Source organism: Eisenbergiella tayi, assembly GCF_001881565.1.
In the GTDB taxonomy this organism is placed as follows: domain Bacteria; phylum Bacillota; class Clostridia; order Lachnospirales; family Lachnospiraceae; genus Eisenbergiella; species Eisenbergiella tayi.
In genome coordinates this window covers 1,592,996-1,612,557 of the sequence record NZ_MPDJ01000001.1, presented here as the reverse complement: position 1 = coordinate 1,612,557, position 19,562 = coordinate 1,592,996, and the positions used below count along the sequence as shown (strand labels likewise).

The following is a 19,562-nucleotide window of genomic DNA, read 5'->3' as shown; positions in this document are numbered from 1 at the left end:
TGTCTGTTATCTTTTCAGGGTAACAACAACATGGCGGAAAGGCTCTTCCCCTTCGCTGTGGGTTGTAACATATTTGTCATTCTGCAGGGCGGAATGAATAATTCTTCTTTCATAAGGATTCATAGGCTCCAGGGAAACACTGCGTTTGGTCCTCTTTACCTTATATGCTATGTTCTTTGCCAGATTTTCCAGGGTTTCTTTTCTTCTCTTACGGTAGTTCTCGGTATCTACCTTAACGCGGATATATTCTTCGGCTTCCTTATTTACCACAAGGGAAACAAGATACTGCAGGGAATCCAGAGTCTGTCCTCTCTTACCGATGAGAACACCCATGTCATCGCCTCTTAAGTCAACATCGAGAAAACCTTCCAGCTCGTCATATTTCACATCAATTACTACAGTCATTTTCATTGCGGCAAAAACATCTTCCAGGAAGTTTTTAGCCTTATCTTCAATGCTTTCTTTTACTTTTGCCTTAATTTTTGCAGGCTTAGAATTAAATCCCAGGAAACCGGTAGAACCTTCTTCTATTACCTCATATTCCAGCTTATCACTGGTTACAAGAAATTTCTGGCATGCTGCGGTAATGGCATCATCCACTGTCTTGGCAGTAAATTCAACGAATTCCATAATTTCCTCCATTCTGCCGCCGGGTGCGGCAATCCATTCAAGCGTATCTTTCGCTTATTTCTTATCGGAATTACTTTTTTCCGTTTTATTGTTGTTCTCGTTGTAAATCTTTACCATATTTGCCTTTGCAGCTATACTTCCCGGCTTCGGAGCCTTCTGATTATACATTTCCGTTGCCTTCTTCACTGCTTCCTCCTTCTCCTCCTGCGTCATGGATGCTTTCGCCGAAGAAGCTTTTGTGGAGATACTGTTTGATTTTGGAGTCGTGCTCTGCACGTTCCGCGTATTCATGCTGGCATATTGGTTAATTGTCTTTGGATCAATACCGGCCTTTTCCATCCTCTTAATCCGTTTATCCTGCTTTTTCTTAGCCTTGTCCTTGTTTTTCTCAATAAGCTGATCGAAATCGGTCTTATCAATATGCTTGTTTACCAGGACCTGCTGTATACTCCTTACCACCGCACTGGCAACCCAGTATAAACCGACACCGGCAGGAAGAGAGAAACAGAATACAGCCGACATAATAGGCATAATGTTATTCATCATTTTCATGGAAGACATCATGCTGTTCTGATCCCCGTTAGACTCAGGCTGAGGCATCAGCTTAACATTCAGCCACTGTGTTACCGCCGCCAATACAGGGATGGCAAGAGCTGCTATAATAAGAAGCACATTCTTGGACTGCATGGCATTGGACAGATAATAAGAAGGGGAATCCCCTATGTTCATTCCAAACAGATTATTATAAGATCCCAGCTTTTCCGATGTAGCCATGATATCATTCGCCAGAGAAGGGAATTTATCAGCCAGGCTGTGCCATTCCGGAGTGGACGCTTTATTCAGGACATCGATAAATGTATTCTTTACATAAGTGGGATCCCCTGCAACAAACAGTTCATTAGAGAACTGCTTCATATACATAGCCGAATTTTTGAATCCCTGAATGAATTCCGCACTGCCGGGCTGGGCAATCAGATTCTCAACCAAAGGTGAAAAAACCGCCTTAACCTGTCCGATATAAGCAGGAATCGCATAAATTACCTTATACAAAGCATAGATTATAGGAAGCTGTATCAGCATCTGAACACAGCTGCCCATAGGTGAAACACCATATTTGGCATAAACGGCCTGCGTTTCATTCTGCATAGCCATCATGGAATCATTGTCTTTCTTACCATTATACTTCTTCTGAATAGCCTGAAGCTCAGGATTCATCTTATTGCTCAGTTTGGAAAACTTCTGCTGTTTAATAGTCAGGGGAAGCATGAGCATATAAATTACAATGGTAAATACGATAATAGCAAGAGCTATATAGGGAAGTCCGATCAGATTCAGCAGATAGAAAATTCCCTCCATAATATAACCGAGCAATGTAGCAACCCAGCCTATAACGGGAGTCGCACTTTTGGTCAAAATAATTCCTGGCAAATCTTATTTCCTCCTTAAACCGGCGCCGGACTAAGGTACCGGATCATAACCTCCCTTGGAAAAGGGATTACATCTTAAAATTCTCCAAAAAGCAAGCAAACCGCCCTTAATTACTCCGTACTTCTCCACAGCCTGTAAACCATACTCGCTGCAGGTAGGAAAATAAGGGCATTTTGTACTTTTCATCGGTGATATATACTTTCTATATCCTTTAATTAAAGCAATTACTATCTTCTTCATTTTCGAATCAGCTCATTATTTTATGAAGCTTACCTAAATGCAATAGCGCACTCTCGATTTCCCTGAAGGAAGCCGAAGCAGCATTCGCTCTGGCCACGACTACTATATCTAAACCACTATTAAATATATTTTCCTGCAGCCTGTAGCTTTCACGCACCAGCCTTGTGACATGATGGCGCACAACACTGTTACCAACCTTTTTGCTCACGGAAATTCCAAGTCTGTTTTTATCCAAATTATTTTCCAACACATACATTACCAATAAACGATTGGCATACGATTTGCCATTCCGGTAAACAGACTGAAAATCCTGGTTTTTCTTCAAACTTTCCGAAAAATTCATTACATGTCCAATCTTTCCTGGAAAGAGAAAAAAAGGCCACAAAACTGCGGCCTATGCTGATAATCTCTTTCTTCCTTTTGCTCTTCTTGCTGCCAGTACCTTTCTTCCTCCCGGAGTACTCATTCTGGCTCTGAAGCCGTGAACTTTATTTCTCTGCCTGTTCTTAGGCTGAAATGTCATTTTCATTAAAGATGCACCTCCTTCACTCAGGTTTCTGATAATGTGTCAGAAAATATCATTACCGATTATATAGGAAGAAACCCCGCAAGTCAAGCAAAACCGCGTATTTTACGAAATAAAAAAACGCTGAAAAAAGCCTGTAAAAATCGTGTTTTTCACTAATACAAGATATAGTTATCCCCAATTATTTTTTTCCACAACATCTAGCACTCCGATTTTCATCCACATCCTGCCAACCGATCAATCCACTTAACATAACATTATCCACAAATTGTGTATAACTTGTGGATAAACTCCTCTTAATTTTCATTTTCAAATTAAAAATAAATATCAAAGCCCCATATTTTCTGAATGTTTATATGTTGATGACACTTTTCCACTTATCCACATTTACACATAGCAAACCCGTAATATGTTAACTACTCCCCCCTTGCATTCACAGCATGTGGAAAAATATTATCCCCAGAATTAACATTTGATATTTGCTTTTTTTTAGAGTAAGATAATATAAATGTATTTTCAGTAAGTTTATGGAGGTTTAGCAATGCAGGCAATCGAAGCCAGATGGGATGAGATTAAGGAAACAATCAGAAAGGAATATGATCTTTCTGACGTTTCTTATCACACGTGGATAGAGCCACTGAAGTTTTATGACGTCCAGGATGATGTGGTAATAATCCTTATCACATCCAACCAGTCACATGCCCTTAACTATATTTCTTCCAAATATAAGGATTTCTTCCGTGTTACCCTCACAGAAATGATGGATCATTACTATGAGGTCTCCTTTATATTGGAAAAAGACGCTAAGAAGGACAAGTCTTCCACTGAAGATCTCAAATCTCCGTACAGCAGCACCTTTAACATTAATTATGAAAATGCAAATCTGAACCCTAAATATAAATTCGATACCTTCGTAGTGGGAAGCAATAACAAATTCGCCCATTCTGCCTGTCTTGCCGTTGCAGAATCCCCGGGCGACGCATACAATCCCCTCTATATATATGGTGGGGCCGGATTGGGCAAAACCCACCTTATGCATTCCATCGGTCATTTCGTGCTGGAACAAAACCCGGATATGAAGGTTATCTACGTCACCTCCGAATCCTTTACTAATGAAGTAATCGAATCCATCCGAAGCGGTAATGCGGCGGCCATGACCAAGCTGCGGGACAAGTACCGTACGGTGGATGTCCTCATGATCGATGATATCCAGTTTATAATAGGAAAGGAAAGTACACAGGAAGAATTTTTCCATACCTTTAATGTGCTTCATGCAGCCGGCAAACAAATCGTACTGTCCTCCGATAAACCGCCTAAAGAAATGGAAACCCTGGATGAAAGATTCCGTTCCCGTTTTGAATGGGGCCTTATCGCAGACATCCAGCCGCCTGATTATGAAACCCGTATGGCTATCCTCCGTAAAAACGCGGAGAACTATGATAAAAAAATCGACGACTCCATTTTCCAGTATATCGCTACCAACATCAAATCCAACATCAGGGAACTGGAAGGGGCTTTCAATCGTATCATCGCCAAATCAAAGATCGAAAACCAGCCTGAAATAACCATGGAACTGGCTGAGGACGCTCTGAAAGACATCATCAATCCCGACAAACCGGACAAAATAACCCCGGAACTCATCATTCGTGTGGTGGCAGAGCATTACGGTGTCAATCCGGAGGACATCACCTCCAAAAAGAGGAATTCCGAATTCGTTCTTCCCCGTCAGGTAGTTATGTATCTGTGCAGGGATCTCACGGAAACCTCTCTTGCTAATATAGGAAAGCTCCTCGGCAAAAAAGATCATACCACAGTAATCCATGGTGCCAATAAAATAACGGATGAACTTAATACCAATGAAGAACTGAAGAATAACATTGAAATTATCAAAAAGAAAATATGTGTATAACTTTGTTAAAGAAAAGTTGACAAGCTGTGGGTACATTGGGGACAGGCTGTGAATCCTTATTTTTTCAAAGCCAAACCTAAATCAGGAGGTTCAGGTCCATTGTGAATACATTGAGAATTAACCTCAGCTTATCCGGCACTTTTGAACAAGTTATTATTTTCAAATTTCCTTGCAAACTGTATAATAAAAAGGGTTATCCACATATCTACATCCACTACTAATTAATATTACTAAATAAATTAATTTATAAAAGGATCGCGCGCGGTGCGCCAGGCGCTGCATCATTGTGAATTCGCAGAAGGGAGTTTATGCACATATGAAATTAGTTTGTTCCAAAAGCAATCTGTTAACAGGACTTCAGGTCGTATCGAAAGCGGTACCGAATAAAACCACCATGTCCATCCTTGAATGTATTCTGATTGATTCCACCTCAGGGGAGATCAAACTGACGGCCAATGATATGGAGCTCGGTATCGAAACCATTATAGAAGGGGAGATCCTGGAAAAAGGGATCATTGCCCTGGACGCCAAGATCTTTTTGGAGATCGTAAGAAAACTGCCTGATAATGATATCACCATCACAACGGACAGTAACTTTAAGACTGCCATTACCTGTGAAAAGGCAAAGTTTAATATCATCGGTAAATCAGGTGAAGATTTTTCCTATTTACCCATGATTGAAAGAAACGAATCCATCATTATTTCCCAGTATACCCTGAAGGAAGTGATCCGTCAGACGATCTTTTCCATCTCTGACAATGACAACAATAAATTGATGAGCGGTGAGCTTTTCGAGATCAACGGAGAGGAAATGAGAGTCATTTCCCTTGACGGACATCGTATTTCCATCCGTAAAATCCATCTGAAAAACTCCTATCCTGCCAAGAAGGTTGTGGTTCCCGGCAAAACCCTGAACGAGATCAGCAAGATCTTAAGCGGTGATGCGGATAAGGATGTCACCATTTTCTTCACGGATAAACATATCGTATTTGAATTCGAGAATACCACGGTGGTATCCAGACTGATCGAAGGGGAGTACTTCAAGATCGATCAGATGCTTTCCAGCGATTATGAAACCAAAGTGATCATTCATAAAAAAGAACTCCTTGACTGTATTGACAGGGCTACCCTGCTCATCAAGGAAGGGGATAAAAAACCCATCATCATCAATATCACGGATGGTTCCATGGAGCTTAAGATCAATTCCACGGTCGGAAGCATGGATGAAGAAATAGACATTGAGAAAATGGGAAAAGATCTCATGATCGGCTTCAATCCCAAGTTCCTGATCGATGCCCTTCGTGTAATAGACGACGAGACAATTACCATTTATCTGGTAAATCCCAAGGCTCCCTGCTTTATCAGGGATGAAGAAAACAATTATATTTATCTGATCCTGCCTGTAAACTTTACGACAGTTTCATAAGCGGAAGGAAAACAATGGAAAGTTTTAAAATAAAAGATGAGTATATCAAGCTGGGACAGGCCCTTAAGGCTTCCGGGCTTGCAGAATCCGGTGTGGACGCAAAGTATGCGGTCCAGGATGGCTTTGTTAAGGTGAACGGCCAGGTGGAAACCCAGAGAGGGAAAAAACTGGTGCCCGGAGATCTTGTGGAATATAACGGGAAGACTCTTAAAATCGAGTAAAATTTAAAGGATCAAAAAAGGCTGGTTTTATGTAAACCAGCCTTTTGAAAGGCAATATCGGGTAATTTTCATGGTTATAAAATCGCTTGAGCTGTCCAATTTCAGGAACTATGCGTTTCTGGATATGAATTTTGACAAAGGCACCAATATTCTTTACGGCGATAACGCACAGGGAAAGACGAACATCCTTGAGGCGATTTATTTGTGTGCCACGACAAAATCACACAGAGGCACGAAGGATCGTGATATTGTTAATTTTGATGAGGAAGAAGCGCATATCCGCACCTGGCTGGAAAAAGACGGGGATGAAATCAAAATAGATATGCATCTTCGGAAAAATAAAACCAAAGGCATAGCTATTGACGGCACTAAAATAAAAAGGGCCTCAGAGCTTCTGGGGCTTATGAATGTTGTATTCTTCTCTCCGGAGGATCTCAGCATCATTAAGAACGGGCCTTCGGAAAGGCGCAGGTTCGTGGATATGGAATTATGCCAGCTTGATCCTATGTACCTGCATCATTTAAACAACTATAACAAGATAATAAACCAGAGAAACAAGCTGCTGAAGGATATGTATATGAATCCTTCTTTGAAGGGGACTCTGGATGTATGGGATATCCAGCTTGTGGAGTTCGGAAAAAAGATCATTGAAAGACGTACGGCTTTTGTGGATCAGATGAATACTATTATAGGCGGGATCCATGACAGCCTTTCCGGAGGGAAGGAAAAGCTTCTGCTCTCCTATGAACCGGATATTTCCCCGGAGGATTTCGAAGGAAAACTGCGGGGCAGCCAGGAAAGGGATATCCGTCTGAAACAGACTACGGTGGGGCCTCACAGAGATGATTTTGCTTTTATCGCCAATGAAATCGATATCCGTAAATTCGGATCCCAGGGACAGCAGAGGACTGCGGCCCTTTCCCTGAAGCTGTCGGAAATTGAACTGGTTAAAACGATGACAAAGGATACGCCTATTCTTCTTCTTGATGATGTCTTATCCGAGCTGGACAGCAACAGGCAGAATTATCTGCTGAACAGCATAGGAGATATACAGACAATAATTACCTGTACAGGCCTGGATGAATTTATTAACAACCGGTTTGAGATAAACCGGGTATTCAAAATTACCAATGGTTCTATCGATATTATGTCTATTGTGGATAAATAAAATTCATGCTATAATAAAACAGAATAGGCAAACAGGTAGAAAAACTTATAGGCCTGAGGGATCTATAAGCTTTTCTATCTATTTGTGTCCTTTTTGTTGAATTTTGGTCTTTTAAAGCAGTGAAATGGAGGAATATATGGATACTGAAAACACAGAAAGCCACAGTGAGTATGGAGCGGATCAAATACAGATTCTTGAGGGTCTGGAAGCGGTTCGTAAAAGACCTGGTATGTATATTGGTTCTACATCAGCCAGAGGCCTTCACCATCTGGTTTATGAGATTGTAGACAATGCAGTGGATGAAGCTTTGGCGGGTTATTGTGATACCATTGATGTTACAATTAATCAGGATAATTCCATTACGGTTATTGATAATGGACGTGGTATTCCTGTGGGGATCAACCATAAAGCCGGCATCCCTGCGGTGGAAGTGGTATTTACCATTCTGCATGCGGGCGGTAAATTCGGCGGCGGGGGATACAAGGTATCCGGAGGACTTCATGGAGTAGGCGCATCTGTAGTAAATGCCCTGTCTGACTGGCTTGAAGTGGAGATCTGTCAGGAGGGAAAGGTATACAGACAGCGTTACGAAAAGGGAAAGACTATCTATACCCTGAAAGTGGTGGGAGAATGTGATCCGGAAAAGACGGGAACCAAGGTAACCTTCAAGCCGGATGCCACTATTTTCCAGGAAACTACCGTTTATGAATTTGATATTTTAAAACAGCGTCTGCGTGAGATGGCATTTCTTACCAGAGGCTTAAGAATTGTACTCAGAGATGTGAGGGAAGAAAATCCGCAGGAAAAAGTGTTCCACTACGAGGGCGGAATCAAGGAATTCGTCACCTATCTGAATAAGAGCAAATCTCCTCTTTACGAAAATGTCATGTATTTTGAGGGCAGCAAAAATAATGTTTATGTGGAAGTGGCAATGCAGCATAACGATTCCTACACGGAAAGCGTTTACAGCTTTGTCAACAATATAAATACACCGGAAGGCGGCACCCATCTGGTGGGCTTCCGGAATGCCATTACCAAGACCTTTAATGATTATGCAAGAAACAATAAGCTGCTCAGGGACAATGAAGCGAATCTTACCGGTGAGGATATCAGGGAAGGCCTGACTGCCATTGTCAGTGTGAAGATTGAGGATCCCCAGTTTGAGGGACAGACCAAGCAGAAGCTGGGAAATTCCGAAGCGAGAGGTGCTGTGGACAGCGTTATCAGCGAACAGCTTACCTATTATCTGGAACAGAACCCTTCCATTGCGAAAACCATCTGTGAAAAATCAATCCTTGCCCAGCGTGCAAGGGAAGCAGCCCGGAAAGCGAGGGAGCTTACCAGAAGAAAGACGGCTCTGGAAGGAATGGCGCTGCCCGGAAAGCTGGCTGATTGCTCCGATAAGGATCCGAAAAACTGTGAAATTTATATCGTTGAGGGAGATTCCGCCGGCGGATCTGCCAAGAAAGCGAGAAGCCGTGCCACACAGGCTATCCTTCCTCTGAGAGGAAAGATCCTGAATGTAGAAAAGGCAAGGCTTGATAAAGTGTACGCCAATGCGGAAATCAAAGCCATGATCACCGCTTTCGGCACAGGGATCCATGATGATTTCGACGTAACCAAATTAAGATATCATAAAATTATTATTATGACCGATGCCGATGTTGACGGTTCTCATATCGCGACTCTTCTGCTTACCTTCATCTACCGTTTCATGCCGGAGCTGATTAAGCAGGGACATGTTTATCTGGCGCAGCCGCCTCTTTATAAGCTGGAGAAGAATAAAAAGGAATGGTATGCCTACAGTGATGAGGAACTGAATCAGATTCTTACGGAAGTGGGAAGGGATCAAAATAATAAAATCCAGCGTTATAAGGGTCTGGGAGAAATGGACGCGGAACAGCTTTGGGAAACTACGATGGATCCGGAAAAGCGTATTTTGCTGCGCGTTAATATGGATGAGGAGGCAGAATCGGAAGTGGATCTCACCTTTACCACATTGATGGGTGATAAGGTGGAGCCGAGGCGGGAGTTCATTGAAGATAATGCCAAATATGTCAAGAACCTGGATATCTGATGACAGATACTGTAGAAACGGAGAGTCAATAAACAATGGAAGATAATATTTTTGATAAAATTCATGAAGTCGATCTGAAAGAAACCATGGAGAAATCCTATATCGACTATGCCATGAGCGTTATTGCATCCCGTGCGCTTCCGGATGTCCGAGATGGCCTGAAGCCGGTTCAGAGGCGTGTTCTCTATTCCATGATAGAGCTGAATAACGGTCCTGATAAGCCCCATAGAAAATGTGCCCGTATCGTGGGTGATACCATGGGTAAGTACCATCCCCATGGAGACAGCTCCATTTACGGCTCCCTTGTTAATATGGCCCAGGAATGGTCCACCAGATATCCTCTGGTAGACGGTCATGGGAATTTTGGTTCCGAAGACGGCGACGGCGCCGCAGCCATGCGTTATACAGAAGCCAGGCTTTCTAAAATTTCCATGGAAATGCTGGCGGATATCAATAAAGACACCGTTGATTTTGTTCCCAACTTTGACGAGACGGAAAAAGAACCTACCGTCCTTCCCAGCCGTTATCCCAATCTGCTGGTAAACGGAACCTCCGGTATCGCCGTTGGTATGGCGACCAATATCCCTCCCCACAACCTTCGTGAGGTAGTGGACGCGGTGGTTAAGCTCATTGACAACCGGGTGAATGAGGACAGGGATACGGATATGGAAGAGGTTCTGCAGATCATTACTGCCCCTGACTTTCCTACGGGCGGTATTATTCTGGGGACCAGAGGAAGTGAGGAAGCCTACCGGACAGGACGCGGCAAGGTAAGGGTACGTGCGGTAACCGATATCGAGACGCTTCCCAACGGAAAAAGCCAGATCATCGTAACAGAACTTCCTTACATGGTTAATAAAGCCCGTTTGATCGAAAAGATCGCAGAGCTTCACAAAGAGAAAAAAATAGACGGTATTACGGATCTGAGGGATGAATCCAACAGGGAAGGAACCCGTATAGTTATTGAACTGCGCAGGGACGCCAATGCCAACGTGATCCTGAATCTGCTGTACAAGCACACCCAGATGCAGGATACCTTCGGTATTATCATGCTGGCTCTGGTGAATAATGAGCCGAAGGTGCTTAACCTTCTGGAAATGCTGAAGCTTTATCTGAAGCATCAGGAGGATGTTGTCACCAGAAGGACAAAATATGATTTGAATAAAGCGGAAGAACGGGATCATATCTTACAGGGCTTGCTGATCGCCCTGGATCATATTGACGAAGTGATCCGTATTATACGTTCCAGCAGGAATACCCAGGCTGCCAAAGAAAACCTGATGGAACGGTTTGAGCTTTCTGATCCCCAGGCGCAGGCTATCGTCGACATGAGACTGCGCGCTCTTACCGGTTTGGAAAGAGAAAAGCTGGAAAATGAGCATAAAGAGCTCATGGCAAAAATTGCCGAACTGAAGGCGATTCTGGCAGATGAGAAGCTTTTGCTTGGCGTAATCAGGGAAGAGATCCTGATTACCTCCCTGAAATACGGGGATGACAGAAGAAGCCGTATCGGTTTTGACGAGTATGATATTTCCATGGAGGATATGATCCCCAGGGATAATACGGTAATTGCCATGACCAATCTGGGTTATATCAAGCGTATGACAATTGATAATTTCAAATCCCAGAACCGCGGAGGCAAGGGGATCAAGGGGATGCAGACCATTGAAGAGGATTTCATTGCGGATCTGCTTATGACTACCACCCATCATTATGTGATGTTCTTTACCAATTACGGCAGGGTTTACCGGCTTAAAGCCTATGAAATTCCTGAGGCCAGCAGGACGGCCAGAGGAACGGCCATCATCAACCTGCTTCAGCTGAATCCGGGAGAAAAGATATCGGCCATTATTCCGGTAAAGGATTATGAAGATGATAAGAACCTTTTCATGGTAACAAGAAGAGGTATCGTGAAAAAAACTCCTGTCATGGAATACAGCAATGTCCGTAAGAACGGGCTTGCGGCAATTAATCTCCGTGACGATGATGAATTGATAGAAGTAAAGATCACCGATGCGGATACGGATCTTTTCCTGGTGACCAAGCACGGTATGTGTATCCGGTTCAAGGAAACCGATGTAAGGGCGACCGGAAGGATGTCCATGGGCGTTATCGGAATGAACCTGGACGACGGGGATGAAATTGTGGGAATGCAGCTGGACAGCCAGGGAGATTCCCTCCTGATAGTATCTGAAAACGGTATGGGCAAGCGTACTTATCTGGAAGAGTTCAGTGTCCAGAAGAGAGGCGGCAAGGGAGTAAAATGCTATAAGATCACCGAAAAGACCGGTTATGTGGTTGGCGTTAAGGCATGCAACGATGATCATGAAATCATGATGATCACCACGGAAGGAATCATCATCCAGTTAAGAGTGGAGGATATTTCCATATTGGGAAGAATCACTTCCGGTGTGAAGATGATCAACCTGGATAAGGGGATCAAGGTAGCGCAGGTTGCCAAGGTAAGGGAAAGAGTTTCTGACGGCAGCCAGGAATTTGAAAATCCGGATGACGCCATGGAGGATATTCCTGAAGAGGAAAGATATCCGGGGGCGGATGAAGAAGAAAATATTATTTTCCCTACGGAAACTGAGGAAGAATAAAGAGTCCTAAAAGAAAATTCACGGTTCATGAAGCCGTGCGGAATAAGCAGACAGCCGTAAAGGCAGTCTGCTTATTTCCTTACAGGGAGTAAAGATATGAAAAATATATTGATTGTGGAAGATGACAAAGCTCTTGCGGAAGGAATCGTGCTTGTTTTACGTCAGGACGGCTTTTCCTTCCAGTGCTGCCATAATGTAAAAGATGCAAAGAAAGTACTGGAAAAAAACATTTTTGATCTCATTCTTTTGGATATCAATCTTCCCGACGGAAGCGGACTGGATATATGCAGGGGGCTCAGGAAGGAAGAGAGGCTGGATCCTGTTATTTTCCTGACGGCTCTGGATACGGAGCTTCATGAAGTCACCGGTTTCCAGGCAGGAGCGGATGATTATATTACCAAGCCTTTTTCCCTGGCCGTATTAAGGGAACGGGTTATGGCGGCCCTGAGAAGAGGGGAGCGGCGAAGTTCCTCCGGGAAGGCTTCACCGGTACTTAAGGAAGGCCCTTTTACCATCGATTCGGAAAACCAGTCCTTTTTTATGGGAGACAGGGAAATCCTTTTAAGCAGGACGGAACAAAAGCTTTTGATGGTACTGATTAAAAATAAAAACCGGATTCTGGAACGGGATACTTTGATTGAAAAGGTATGGGGAAACGACGGGGAATTCGTGGATGAAAATGCCCTTTCCGTCACCATTAAAAGGCTAAGGGACAAGCTGGAGAAAGATCCCAGGAAGCCGGAGTATATCCAGACTGTTTATGGGATAGGATATCGTTTTCAGATAAATGAGGGAGAGTCACAATGACTGCGTATTTAATAAAGGGTTTCTACGGAAATCTGCCTGTGATTTTAATGTCGGTTACTGTAATTCTGCTTGCCGGGATCCTTATTTATGTGCTTGTCAGGCTTCACAGGGAATATGATATGCTGGATAAGATGCTGGACAGTGCAATCGAAGGAAATTTCCAGGAAAAAAGATTTGATGAATATATGCTCTCCAGGCTGGAAAGCAAATTATATCAATTTTTATCATCCAGTTCTCTGGGAAGAAAAAAGGTGGAGGAAGAAAGAGGGAAGGTGGAAGAGCTTATCGCCAATATATCCCACCAGACTAAAACACCCATCACCACCATACGTCTGTACGCGGGCCTGCTTGAGGAAAAAGATCTGCCGGAGGAAGAACATCTGCTGGCCAGACGGATTGCGGAGCAGAATGACAGAATGGCATTTCTCATTGAAAACCTGGTGAAGATGTCTAGGCTGGAAAACGGAATCGTTGCCGTACATCCTGTGAAGCAGGATATCGCAGTCCTTATGGAAAGCCTGGCCGGGATCTTTGAAAAAAATGAGGAAAGAAGAATCCTTTTTGATCCCTCTTACAGAAGTCAGGAACCAATCATTGCCTGCTATGATTTGAAATGGACGGTGGAAGCTATTTCAAATATCATAGAAAATGCTATAAAATATACGGATCAGAACGGAAAAATAAAGATCTCGGTCATTCCCTACCAGAGCTTTACAGCCATTGAGATAAAGGACAACGGGATCGGAATTGCCGAGGAGGAACAGGCCAGTGTGTTCCTTCGTTTCTTCCGTTCCGAGAAGGTGAATGATAAAAAGGGAGTGGGACTGGGATTATATCTTGCCAGAGAGATCATTACCAAACAGGGAGGCTATATCAGCCTTCAGTCAGAGGAGGGAAAGGGTTCCTGTTTCCGCGTTTTCCTTTCTGAAAGATAAGAAAGATGTGATGCATTTTTTAAGAAATTTCCGTATCTTTTAAGATTTCAGCCCAATTCTTTCAAAACTGTCATTATTCTTTTTTTCATGGAAAGAACATGGAAAGATTTATTTGTTATAGTTTAGTCAGATAAGAAAAACAGATATGCGGAGGAGAGAATAATGAAAATTCTGAAAACGGAAGATCTTAAAAAATATTACGGAAACAAAGAAAATGAGGTTCATGCTCTGAACGGAGTTAATTTTTATGTGGAGGAAGGAGAATTCGTTTCTATCGTAGGGACTTCGGGAAGCGGAAAATCCACGCTGCTTCATATGCTGGGAGGACTGGACCGGCCCACATCGGGTAAGGTTTTTGTAGACGGAAAAGATATTTTCAGCCTGAAGGATGAGGCGCTTACCATTTTCCGGCGCAGGAAAATCGGTTTTGTATTTCAGAGCTATAATCTGGTTCCGGTTCTGAATGTATATGAAAATATAGTCCTTCCCATTGAACTGGATGGAAATAAAGTGGATAAGGCCTATGTGAATGATCTGATTGAAATCCTGGGAATCGGGGAGAAGCTTCAGAATCTTCCGGGCCAGCTTTCAGGAGGACAGCAGCAGAGAGTGGCCATCGCAAGAGCGCTTGCGGCAAAGCCCGCTATTGTCCTGGCGGATGAACCCACAGGAAATCTGGATTCCCGGACCAGCCAGGATGTGCTGGGGCTTCTGAAGGTAACCGGTGAAAAATTCGGCCAGACTATCGTTATGATAACCCACAACCCGGATTTGGCACAGCTTGCGGATCGGATTGTCAGAATTGAAGATGGAATGATTCTGAACCGGAAGGAGTGTGAGGCAAATGCTTAAGGTGAAAAACAATAAGTGTATCAGCCGTCTTGCCGATAAATCCTTCCGTGCAAATAAAACCCGGAATATCATAGCTGTTATTGCCATAGCCCTTACCACCATTCTTTTTACCGCCCTGTTTACCATAGGCAGCGGTGCGGTGGAATCCTTTCAGTACAATACCATGCTTCAGGCAGGGGGGATGGCCCATGGAGCCATCAAATTTGCACCGCCGTCCATTTATGAGGACGTGAAATCCCATCCCCTGGTAAAAGAAACGGGATTTCGGATGGTGACTGCGGACAGCGTAGATAATCCGGAATTTTTGAAACGTCATGTGGAGATGTATTATGAGGATCAGACCTGTATGGATTTGAGCTTTATCTCCCTGAAGGAGGGAAGCATACCCCAGGCGGAAAATGAAATTATAATGGATGTGCCTTCCCTTGATCTGCTGGGTGTTCCCGCCAGAACAGGAGAAAAGGTAACGCTGCTTCTTACAGTAAAGGGAAAGCAGGTGGAACGGGAATTTGTCCTTTCCGGCTACTGGGAACCGATCAATCCTTCCATGAATGTGGGATTTGCCATCTGTTCTAAGGCATATACGGAAAAATATGCGGATGAACTGAAATATATTTATAATGAGGAACCGTATATGAGCGGATCCGTTATGTATGATCTCATGTTCAAAAGTACCCGCGGTATGGATAAAAGTATGGATATGCTGGTTCAGGATTTGGGATATTCCCTGGATGACAGAGATGATAATTATCTGGCTGCAAATGTGAACTGGGCTTATCTGTCCAACAGCATGGGGCAGGATCCTGTGACGATGATGACAATAGCGGCGGCTTTGGCGTTAATCATCCTAACCGGCTATCTGATTATCTATAATATTTTCCAGATTTCGGTTATACGTGACATCCGTTTTTATGGACTGCTGAAAACCATAGGAACCACAGGAAAACAGATCAAAAAGATCATCCGCAGACAGGGGCTGCGTCTTTCCCTCTATGGAATACCTATAGGCCTGGCAGTGGGATTTTTCATAGGAAAAGGGATCGTGCCTTATATTATGGCTATCAGTAATTACAATTCGGGAAAGGTAAGTGTTTCCCTGAATCCTCTCATCTTTGTGGGGGCGGCCCTGTTTTCTCTTTTTACGGTGGCTATCAGTACCAGAAAGCCCGGCAGGATGGCGGCAGCCATTTCTCCTGTGGAGGCGGTGAAATATACGGACAGCAATGCAGATATCCGTAAAAAGAACAAGAAATCCACCGACGGCGGAAAGATATATAAAATGGCTCTCTCCAATCTGGGAAGAAACAGGAAAAGAACGGTTCTGGTTATTGTATCCCTTTCCCTGAGCGTGATCCTCATGAACAGCGTGGTCACCATGACAGAGAGCTTTGATCTGGACAAATACCTTTCAACCTTTGTTGATACGGATTTTCTTGCGGCCCATGCCCAATATTTTAACAACGACTACAGAAGCAATGAGGAACGTGTTTCGGAAAGTATGATTCAGGCAATTGAAGAAGAACCGGGATTTGAAAAGGGAGGAAGGATCTTTTTTTATCAGGACGTTTCCGTGAAAATGCCGGAGCCCAATCCTATTCATCTGAATGAGAATGGCGCGGCAGTAAATGCGGAAGGAGAACACATTAATGTAGATGAGAACCTTTACCCAAGAGCAAATTTATATGGATTGGAGGAGCTTCCTCTCGCCAGAATGGATATTGTTGCCGGTGAAACGGATCCGGATATTTTAAAGGAGAAGCTGGACACAGGCGATTATATTATTGAGGGAGTGGATATAGACGATTATGGTAAGGTTTATGAAGACCGTATTCATTATGCCATAGGGGATAAGGTGACTATCCATAACAGCAATGGGCAGGAAAAAGAAGCGGAAGTGATCGCCCAGATAAAAATCAAATATTATACAAACAGTGTGCGGTACTCTGGTGTGGATTATGTTTTTTATACAAGCAGGGACGGCTATGAAAAGCTGGGCGGAGACATGGACAGTGTGATGAGTTATTTATTTCAGTGTGAAGATGAGAAGGAAGGACAGATGGAACAGTTCCTTGCCTCCTATACGGAAAATCAGGAACCTATGATGTCCTTTGAATCCAAAAGCAGATATCTGGATAATTTCCAGAGCCTGAAAGGGACATTTACACTGGTGGGCGGAGTTCTTTCTCTGATTATCGGGATCATAGGGATACTTAATTTCATAAATGCATGTATTACCAGCATTATTACCCGGAAGAAGGAATTCGCGGCGCTGAAGGCAATCGGCATGACAGAAAAACAGACCCGCAGGATGGTCTGCCTGGAAGGAAGCTATTATGCGGCAGGAGTGGTTTTATTCAGTCTGACGGTGGGAAGTCTCTTTTCTCTGGTGGTGATGGGGAATTTCGTGATATTCTGGTTTACAACGTACCGGTTTATCCTCTGGCCTATGCTTATCGTACTTCCCTTTATGGTAGTGATGGGATTAGTAGTCCCTTATCTGACTATCAGGGTTACTGACAAGGACAGCGTGGTGGAAATGCTCAGGGAAGAATAATGACTGACAGAAAGGGCGGATTTGATTCTGCTCTTTCTTTTTTTTACAGGAGCGCCGTATCAGCGGAGGGAGTATGTGATATAATATTTGGAATAACTTTCTAAAAAAGAATAGACAAAAACAGGAAAAAAGATTATAAAGGATATATTGAGGAGAATCCGTTTTAAGAATATTATGAGGAGAAATTTATGGAAAAGAAAAAGGCACTGCTTTGCGGCAGTGTATTAGTGTTATTTGCGGCTTTAATGGCTTTTGGATTTATGACTGCAGGAGAAAATGGTTCCTTTGGCGGCGATCTGCTTGAAGATGCCGTGGGTTTCTGCATGCAGTATGTGGGAGTGGCTTAATTGGAATATATACCTGCAAAAACAATTGTAACAAAGGCAAAATCCTCCCACTGGTTCGGAATCGACTACAACATGAATATATACAGGGGCTGCTGTCATGGGTGTATTTATTGTGACAGCCGTTCCGACTGTTACAGAATTACGGATTTCGATAAGGTGAGGGCTAAAGAGGATGCCCTGCGTATAATCCGGGATGATCTGCGTCGCAAGGTAAAAACAGGAGTGGTCGGTACCGGCGCTATGAGTGATCCCTATAACCCCTTCGAAAAAACAGAGGAGCTGACAAGGCATGCCCTGGAATTGGTGGATGCCTTTGGGTTCGGGACGGCAATCGCCACAAAAAGCGATTTAATTACACGGGATATTGATATTCTTTCGGAAATAAAGGAGCATTCCCCCGTTCTGTGCAAGATTACGGTCACCGCAGCGGAGGACTCCCTTTCTTCCCTGGTGGAACCGGGGGTATGTCCCTCCTCCGCCCGGTTTGAGGCCGTGAGAAGACTGAGTGAAGCGGGGATATTCGCAGGAATCCTTCTGATGCCTGTCCTGCCTTTCCTGGAGGATAATAAGGAAAATATAACGGCTATTGTCCGAAAAGCCCATGAGGCAGGAGCAAGATTTATTTATGCCGAATTCGGAATGACTCTGAGGGAGAATCAGCGGATCTGGTATTATGATAAGCTGAAGGAGATTTTCCCCGAAGAGGATTATGTTTCCCGGTATCAGAAAAGATATGGCTCCCGTTACCGATGCGGCAGTCCCAGGGCGGCGCAGTTATGGAAGCTTTTTCAGGCGGAATGTGAAAAATACGGTATCCTGTATGATATGAAAAGTATTATAAGGGCCTATAAAAGAGGTTATGAATGTACACAGCTGAGTCTGTTTGACGGGATATAAAAAAATAAGCTTTCAGCAAAAAGGAGAGGATAGATATGGATATCGGAATAATCCAGCAGAAAGCGGAAGAAATGCGGATACTGAATCTTGCGGTAATGAAGGATGGAGAACTCCTTTTAAAGAAAGACTGGGATGAAGAAATAAGAAGGAACCAGTATTCGGCAAGCAAGAGCTTCACCGGCATTGCAGTGGGAATTGCGCAGAAAGAAGGTCTTCTTGAGCTCAATGAAAAGCTGTGTGATATTTTCCGGGAGGAAATGCCTGAAAACCCTTCTGAAAATCTGTGCAGTGCCACGGTAAAGGATTTGCTGACCATGTGCCTGGGACAGGATTCGGGTTATTTAATGGGAGTACAAAGACCTCTCATGAAAGAGATGGACTGGGTACGCTATACGCTGTCCCGTCCTTTCACACAGAAGCCCGGAACCAGTTTTTTATATAATAATGCAGGGCCCTATCTTGCAGGTATTCTTGTTCAGAGAAGGTCGGGCTGTGATCTTGTAAATTACCTTATGCCCAGGCTTTTTGAACCCATGGGAATCAGAAGGCCTGTGTGGGAAACGGACCCTTACGGATATACTTTTGGGGCAGGAGGTCTGTTTTTATGCGTGACTGAGCTTTTGAAATTCGGACAGCTTCTCCTGCAGGAAGGAAACTGGGAGGGAAAACAGATAGTTCCTTCTGCTTATATCAGGGAAGCATCAAAGAAATATATTGATAACGAGAAGGATGGCTATGGTTATCTTTTTTGGCGCGGTCCTTATAATTCTTATCGTGCGGATGGCAAATACGGGCAGTTTTCCATTGTTCTTCCGGATAAAAATGCTGTGATTGCCATCAATGCGGAGTCCAGGGATGCGGATGCGATGATGGAATGCTGCATGGATATTATTGTCCCGCAATTATAACAGATGTAATTTATGATAATAAAAAAGGAGTAAA

At 43.6% G+C, this 19,562-nt stretch carries 18 protein-coding genes; 13 read left to right on the top strand and 5 right to left on the bottom strand.

The features are described 5' to 3' along the window. Positions 1–6 precede the first annotated feature (6 nt). From jag to rpmH, 5 genes are read right to left on the bottom strand one after another with little or no spacing between them, the layout of a single operon-like run. Positions 7–630: an RNA-binding cell elongation regulator Jag/EloR gene (jag, locus tag BLA28_RS06710; protein WP_009255048.1), complete on the bottom strand. Its 624-nt coding sequence runs from the start codon at positions 628–630 to the stop codon at positions 7–9. A 54-nt stretch (positions 631–684) separates the two neighbouring features. Next, a complete protein-coding gene (locus tag BLA28_RS06705) occupies positions 685–2,058 on the bottom strand; it encodes a YidC/Oxa1 family membrane protein insertase (protein ID WP_009255047.1) in 1,374 nt (457 codons plus the stop codon). Positions 2,059–2,088: 30 nt separating this feature from the next. After that, positions 2,089–2,298, bottom strand: a complete 210-nt coding sequence (gene yidD / locus BLA28_RS06700) for a membrane protein insertion efficiency factor YidD (protein WP_021634518.1) — start codon at positions 2,296–2,298, stop codon at positions 2,089–2,091. A 7-nt stretch (positions 2,299–2,305) separates the two neighbouring features. Then, on the bottom strand, positions 2,306–2,641 hold the full coding sequence (gene rnpA, locus BLA28_RS06695) for a ribonuclease P protein component (RefSeq protein WP_009255046.1): 336 nt from the start codon (positions 2,639–2,641) through the stop codon (positions 2,306–2,308). A 51-nt stretch (positions 2,642–2,692) separates the two neighbouring features. Then, entirely contained in the window at positions 2,693–2,827 is a 135-nt protein-coding gene (gene rpmH / locus BLA28_RS06690; protein WP_009255045.1) for a 50S ribosomal protein L34, read from the bottom strand. Positions 2,828–3,365: 538 nt separating this feature from the next. On the opposite strand from rpmH, the gene dnaA reads away from it, so the two are divergent. The 13 genes from dnaA (at position 3,366) to BLA28_RS06630 (ending at position 19,528) form a co-directional block, all read left to right on the top strand. Further along, a complete protein-coding gene (gene dnaA, locus BLA28_RS06685) occupies positions 3,366–4,733 on the top strand; it encodes a chromosomal replication initiator protein DnaA (protein WP_009255044.1) in 1,368 nt (455 codons plus the stop codon). 316 nt (positions 4,734–5,049) lie between these two features. Next, positions 5,050–6,159 (top strand): DNA polymerase III subunit beta, encoded by a 1,110-nt coding sequence (gene dnaN, locus BLA28_RS06680; protein ID WP_009255043.1) that lies wholly within the window; start codon positions 5,050–5,052, stop codon positions 6,157–6,159. Between the two features lie 14 nt (positions 6,160–6,173). Beyond that, a complete protein-coding gene (locus BLA28_RS06675; RefSeq protein WP_069151410.1) occupies positions 6,174–6,380 on the top strand; it encodes an RNA-binding S4 domain-containing protein in 207 nt (68 codons plus the stop codon). 70 nt (positions 6,381–6,450) lie between these two features. Further along, positions 6,451–7,548 carry a DNA replication/repair protein RecF gene (recF, locus tag BLA28_RS06670; protein ID WP_071698913.1) on the top strand — a complete coding sequence of 366 codons (1,098 nt, stop codon included), beginning with the start codon at positions 6,451–6,453 and terminating at the stop codon, positions 7,546–7,548. Between the two features lie 136 nt (positions 7,549–7,684). After that, positions 7,685–9,625 carry a DNA topoisomerase (ATP-hydrolyzing) subunit B gene (gene gyrB / locus BLA28_RS06665; RefSeq protein WP_071698912.1) on the top strand — a complete coding sequence of 647 codons (1,941 nt, stop codon included), beginning with the start codon at positions 7,685–7,687 and terminating at the stop codon, positions 9,623–9,625. A 35-nt stretch (positions 9,626–9,660) separates the two neighbouring features. Continuing rightward, positions 9,661–12,228 carry a DNA gyrase subunit A gene (gyrA, locus tag BLA28_RS06660; protein ID WP_009255039.1) on the top strand — a complete coding sequence of 856 codons (2,568 nt, stop codon included), beginning with the start codon at positions 9,661–9,663 and terminating at the stop codon, positions 12,226–12,228. 96 nt (positions 12,229–12,324) lie between these two features. Then, positions 12,325–13,035, top strand: a complete 711-nt coding sequence (locus tag BLA28_RS06655) for a response regulator transcription factor (protein WP_044964901.1) — start codon at positions 12,325–12,327, stop codon at positions 13,033–13,035. Continuing rightward, positions 13,032–13,970, top strand: coding sequence for a sensor histidine kinase (locus BLA28_RS06650; RefSeq protein WP_071698911.1), 939 nt, complete (start codon positions 13,032–13,034; stop codon positions 13,968–13,970). Before BLA28_RS06655 ends, BLA28_RS06650 begins: the two co-directional genes overlap by 4 nt. A 162-nt stretch (positions 13,971–14,132) precedes the next feature. Next, positions 14,133–14,822 carry an ABC transporter ATP-binding protein gene (locus BLA28_RS06645; RefSeq protein WP_044964904.1) on the top strand — a complete coding sequence of 230 codons (690 nt, stop codon included), beginning with the start codon at positions 14,133–14,135 and terminating at the stop codon, positions 14,820–14,822. Beyond that, a complete protein-coding gene (locus BLA28_RS06640; RefSeq protein ID WP_071698910.1) occupies positions 14,815–17,376 on the top strand; it encodes an FtsX-like permease family protein in 2,562 nt (853 codons plus the stop codon). The genes BLA28_RS06645 and BLA28_RS06640 overlap by 8 nt, the downstream gene beginning before the upstream one ends. 188 nt (positions 17,377–17,564) lie before the next feature. After that, positions 17,565–17,723 carry a hypothetical protein gene (locus BLA28_RS33655; protein WP_009255034.1) on the top strand — a complete coding sequence of 53 codons (159 nt, stop codon included), beginning with the start codon at positions 17,565–17,567 and terminating at the stop codon, positions 17,721–17,723. Continuing rightward, positions 17,724–18,620, top strand: coding sequence for an SPL family radical SAM protein (locus BLA28_RS06635; RefSeq protein WP_071698909.1), 897 nt, complete (start codon positions 17,724–17,726; stop codon positions 18,618–18,620). It abuts the gene before it with no gap. Between the two features lie 35 nt (positions 18,621–18,655). Then, positions 18,656–19,528: a serine hydrolase domain-containing protein gene (locus tag BLA28_RS06630; RefSeq protein WP_069151416.1), complete on the top strand. Its 873-nt coding sequence runs from the start codon at positions 18,656–18,658 to the stop codon at positions 19,526–19,528. Positions 19,529–19,562 lie beyond the last annotated feature (34 nt).

Excerpts from the sequence above, each read along its gene's own strand:
- jag (WP_009255048.1), bottom strand. The coding sequence starts at position 630 with ATGGAATTCGTTGAATTTACTGCCAAGACAGTGGATGATGCCATTACC.
- yidD (WP_021634518.1), bottom strand. The coding sequence starts at position 2,298 with ATGAAGAAGATAGTAATTGCTTTAATTAAAGGATATAGAAAGTATATA.
- rnpA (WP_009255046.1), bottom strand. The coding sequence starts at position 2,641 with ATGAATTTTTCGGAAAGTTTGAAGAAAAACCAGGATTTTCAGTCTGTT.
- rpmH (WP_009255045.1), bottom strand. The coding sequence starts at position 2,827 with ATGAAAATGACATTTCAGCCTAAGAACAGGCAGAGAAATAAAGTTCAC.
- dnaA (WP_009255044.1), top strand. The coding sequence starts at position 3,366 with ATGCAGGCAATCGAAGCCAGATGGGATGAGATTAAGGAAACAATCAGA.
- dnaN (WP_009255043.1), top strand. The coding sequence starts at position 5,050 with ATGAAATTAGTTTGTTCCAAAAGCAATCTGTTAACAGGACTTCAGGTC.
- BLA28_RS06675 (WP_069151410.1), top strand. The coding sequence starts at position 6,174 with ATGGAAAGTTTTAAAATAAAAGATGAGTATATCAAGCTGGGACAGGCC.
- recF (WP_071698913.1), top strand. The coding sequence starts at position 6,451 with ATGGTTATAAAATCGCTTGAGCTGTCCAATTTCAGGAACTATGCGTTT.
- gyrB (WP_071698912.1), top strand. The coding sequence starts at position 7,685 with ATGGATACTGAAAACACAGAAAGCCACAGTGAGTATGGAGCGGATCAA.
- gyrA (WP_009255039.1), top strand. The coding sequence starts at position 9,661 with ATGGAAGATAATATTTTTGATAAAATTCATGAAGTCGATCTGAAAGAA.
- BLA28_RS06655 (WP_044964901.1), top strand. The coding sequence starts at position 12,325 with ATGAAAAATATATTGATTGTGGAAGATGACAAAGCTCTTGCGGAAGGA.
- BLA28_RS06650 (WP_071698911.1), top strand. The coding sequence starts at position 13,032 with ATGACTGCGTATTTAATAAAGGGTTTCTACGGAAATCTGCCTGTGATT.
- BLA28_RS06645 (WP_044964904.1), top strand. The coding sequence starts at position 14,133 with ATGAAAATTCTGAAAACGGAAGATCTTAAAAAATATTACGGAAACAAA.
- BLA28_RS06640 (WP_071698910.1), top strand. The coding sequence starts at position 14,815 with ATGCTTAAGGTGAAAAACAATAAGTGTATCAGCCGTCTTGCCGATAAA.
- BLA28_RS33655 (WP_009255034.1), top strand. The coding sequence starts at position 17,565 with ATGGAAAAGAAAAAGGCACTGCTTTGCGGCAGTGTATTAGTGTTATTT.
- BLA28_RS06630 (WP_069151416.1), top strand. The coding sequence starts at position 18,656 with ATGGATATCGGAATAATCCAGCAGAAAGCGGAAGAAATGCGGATACTG.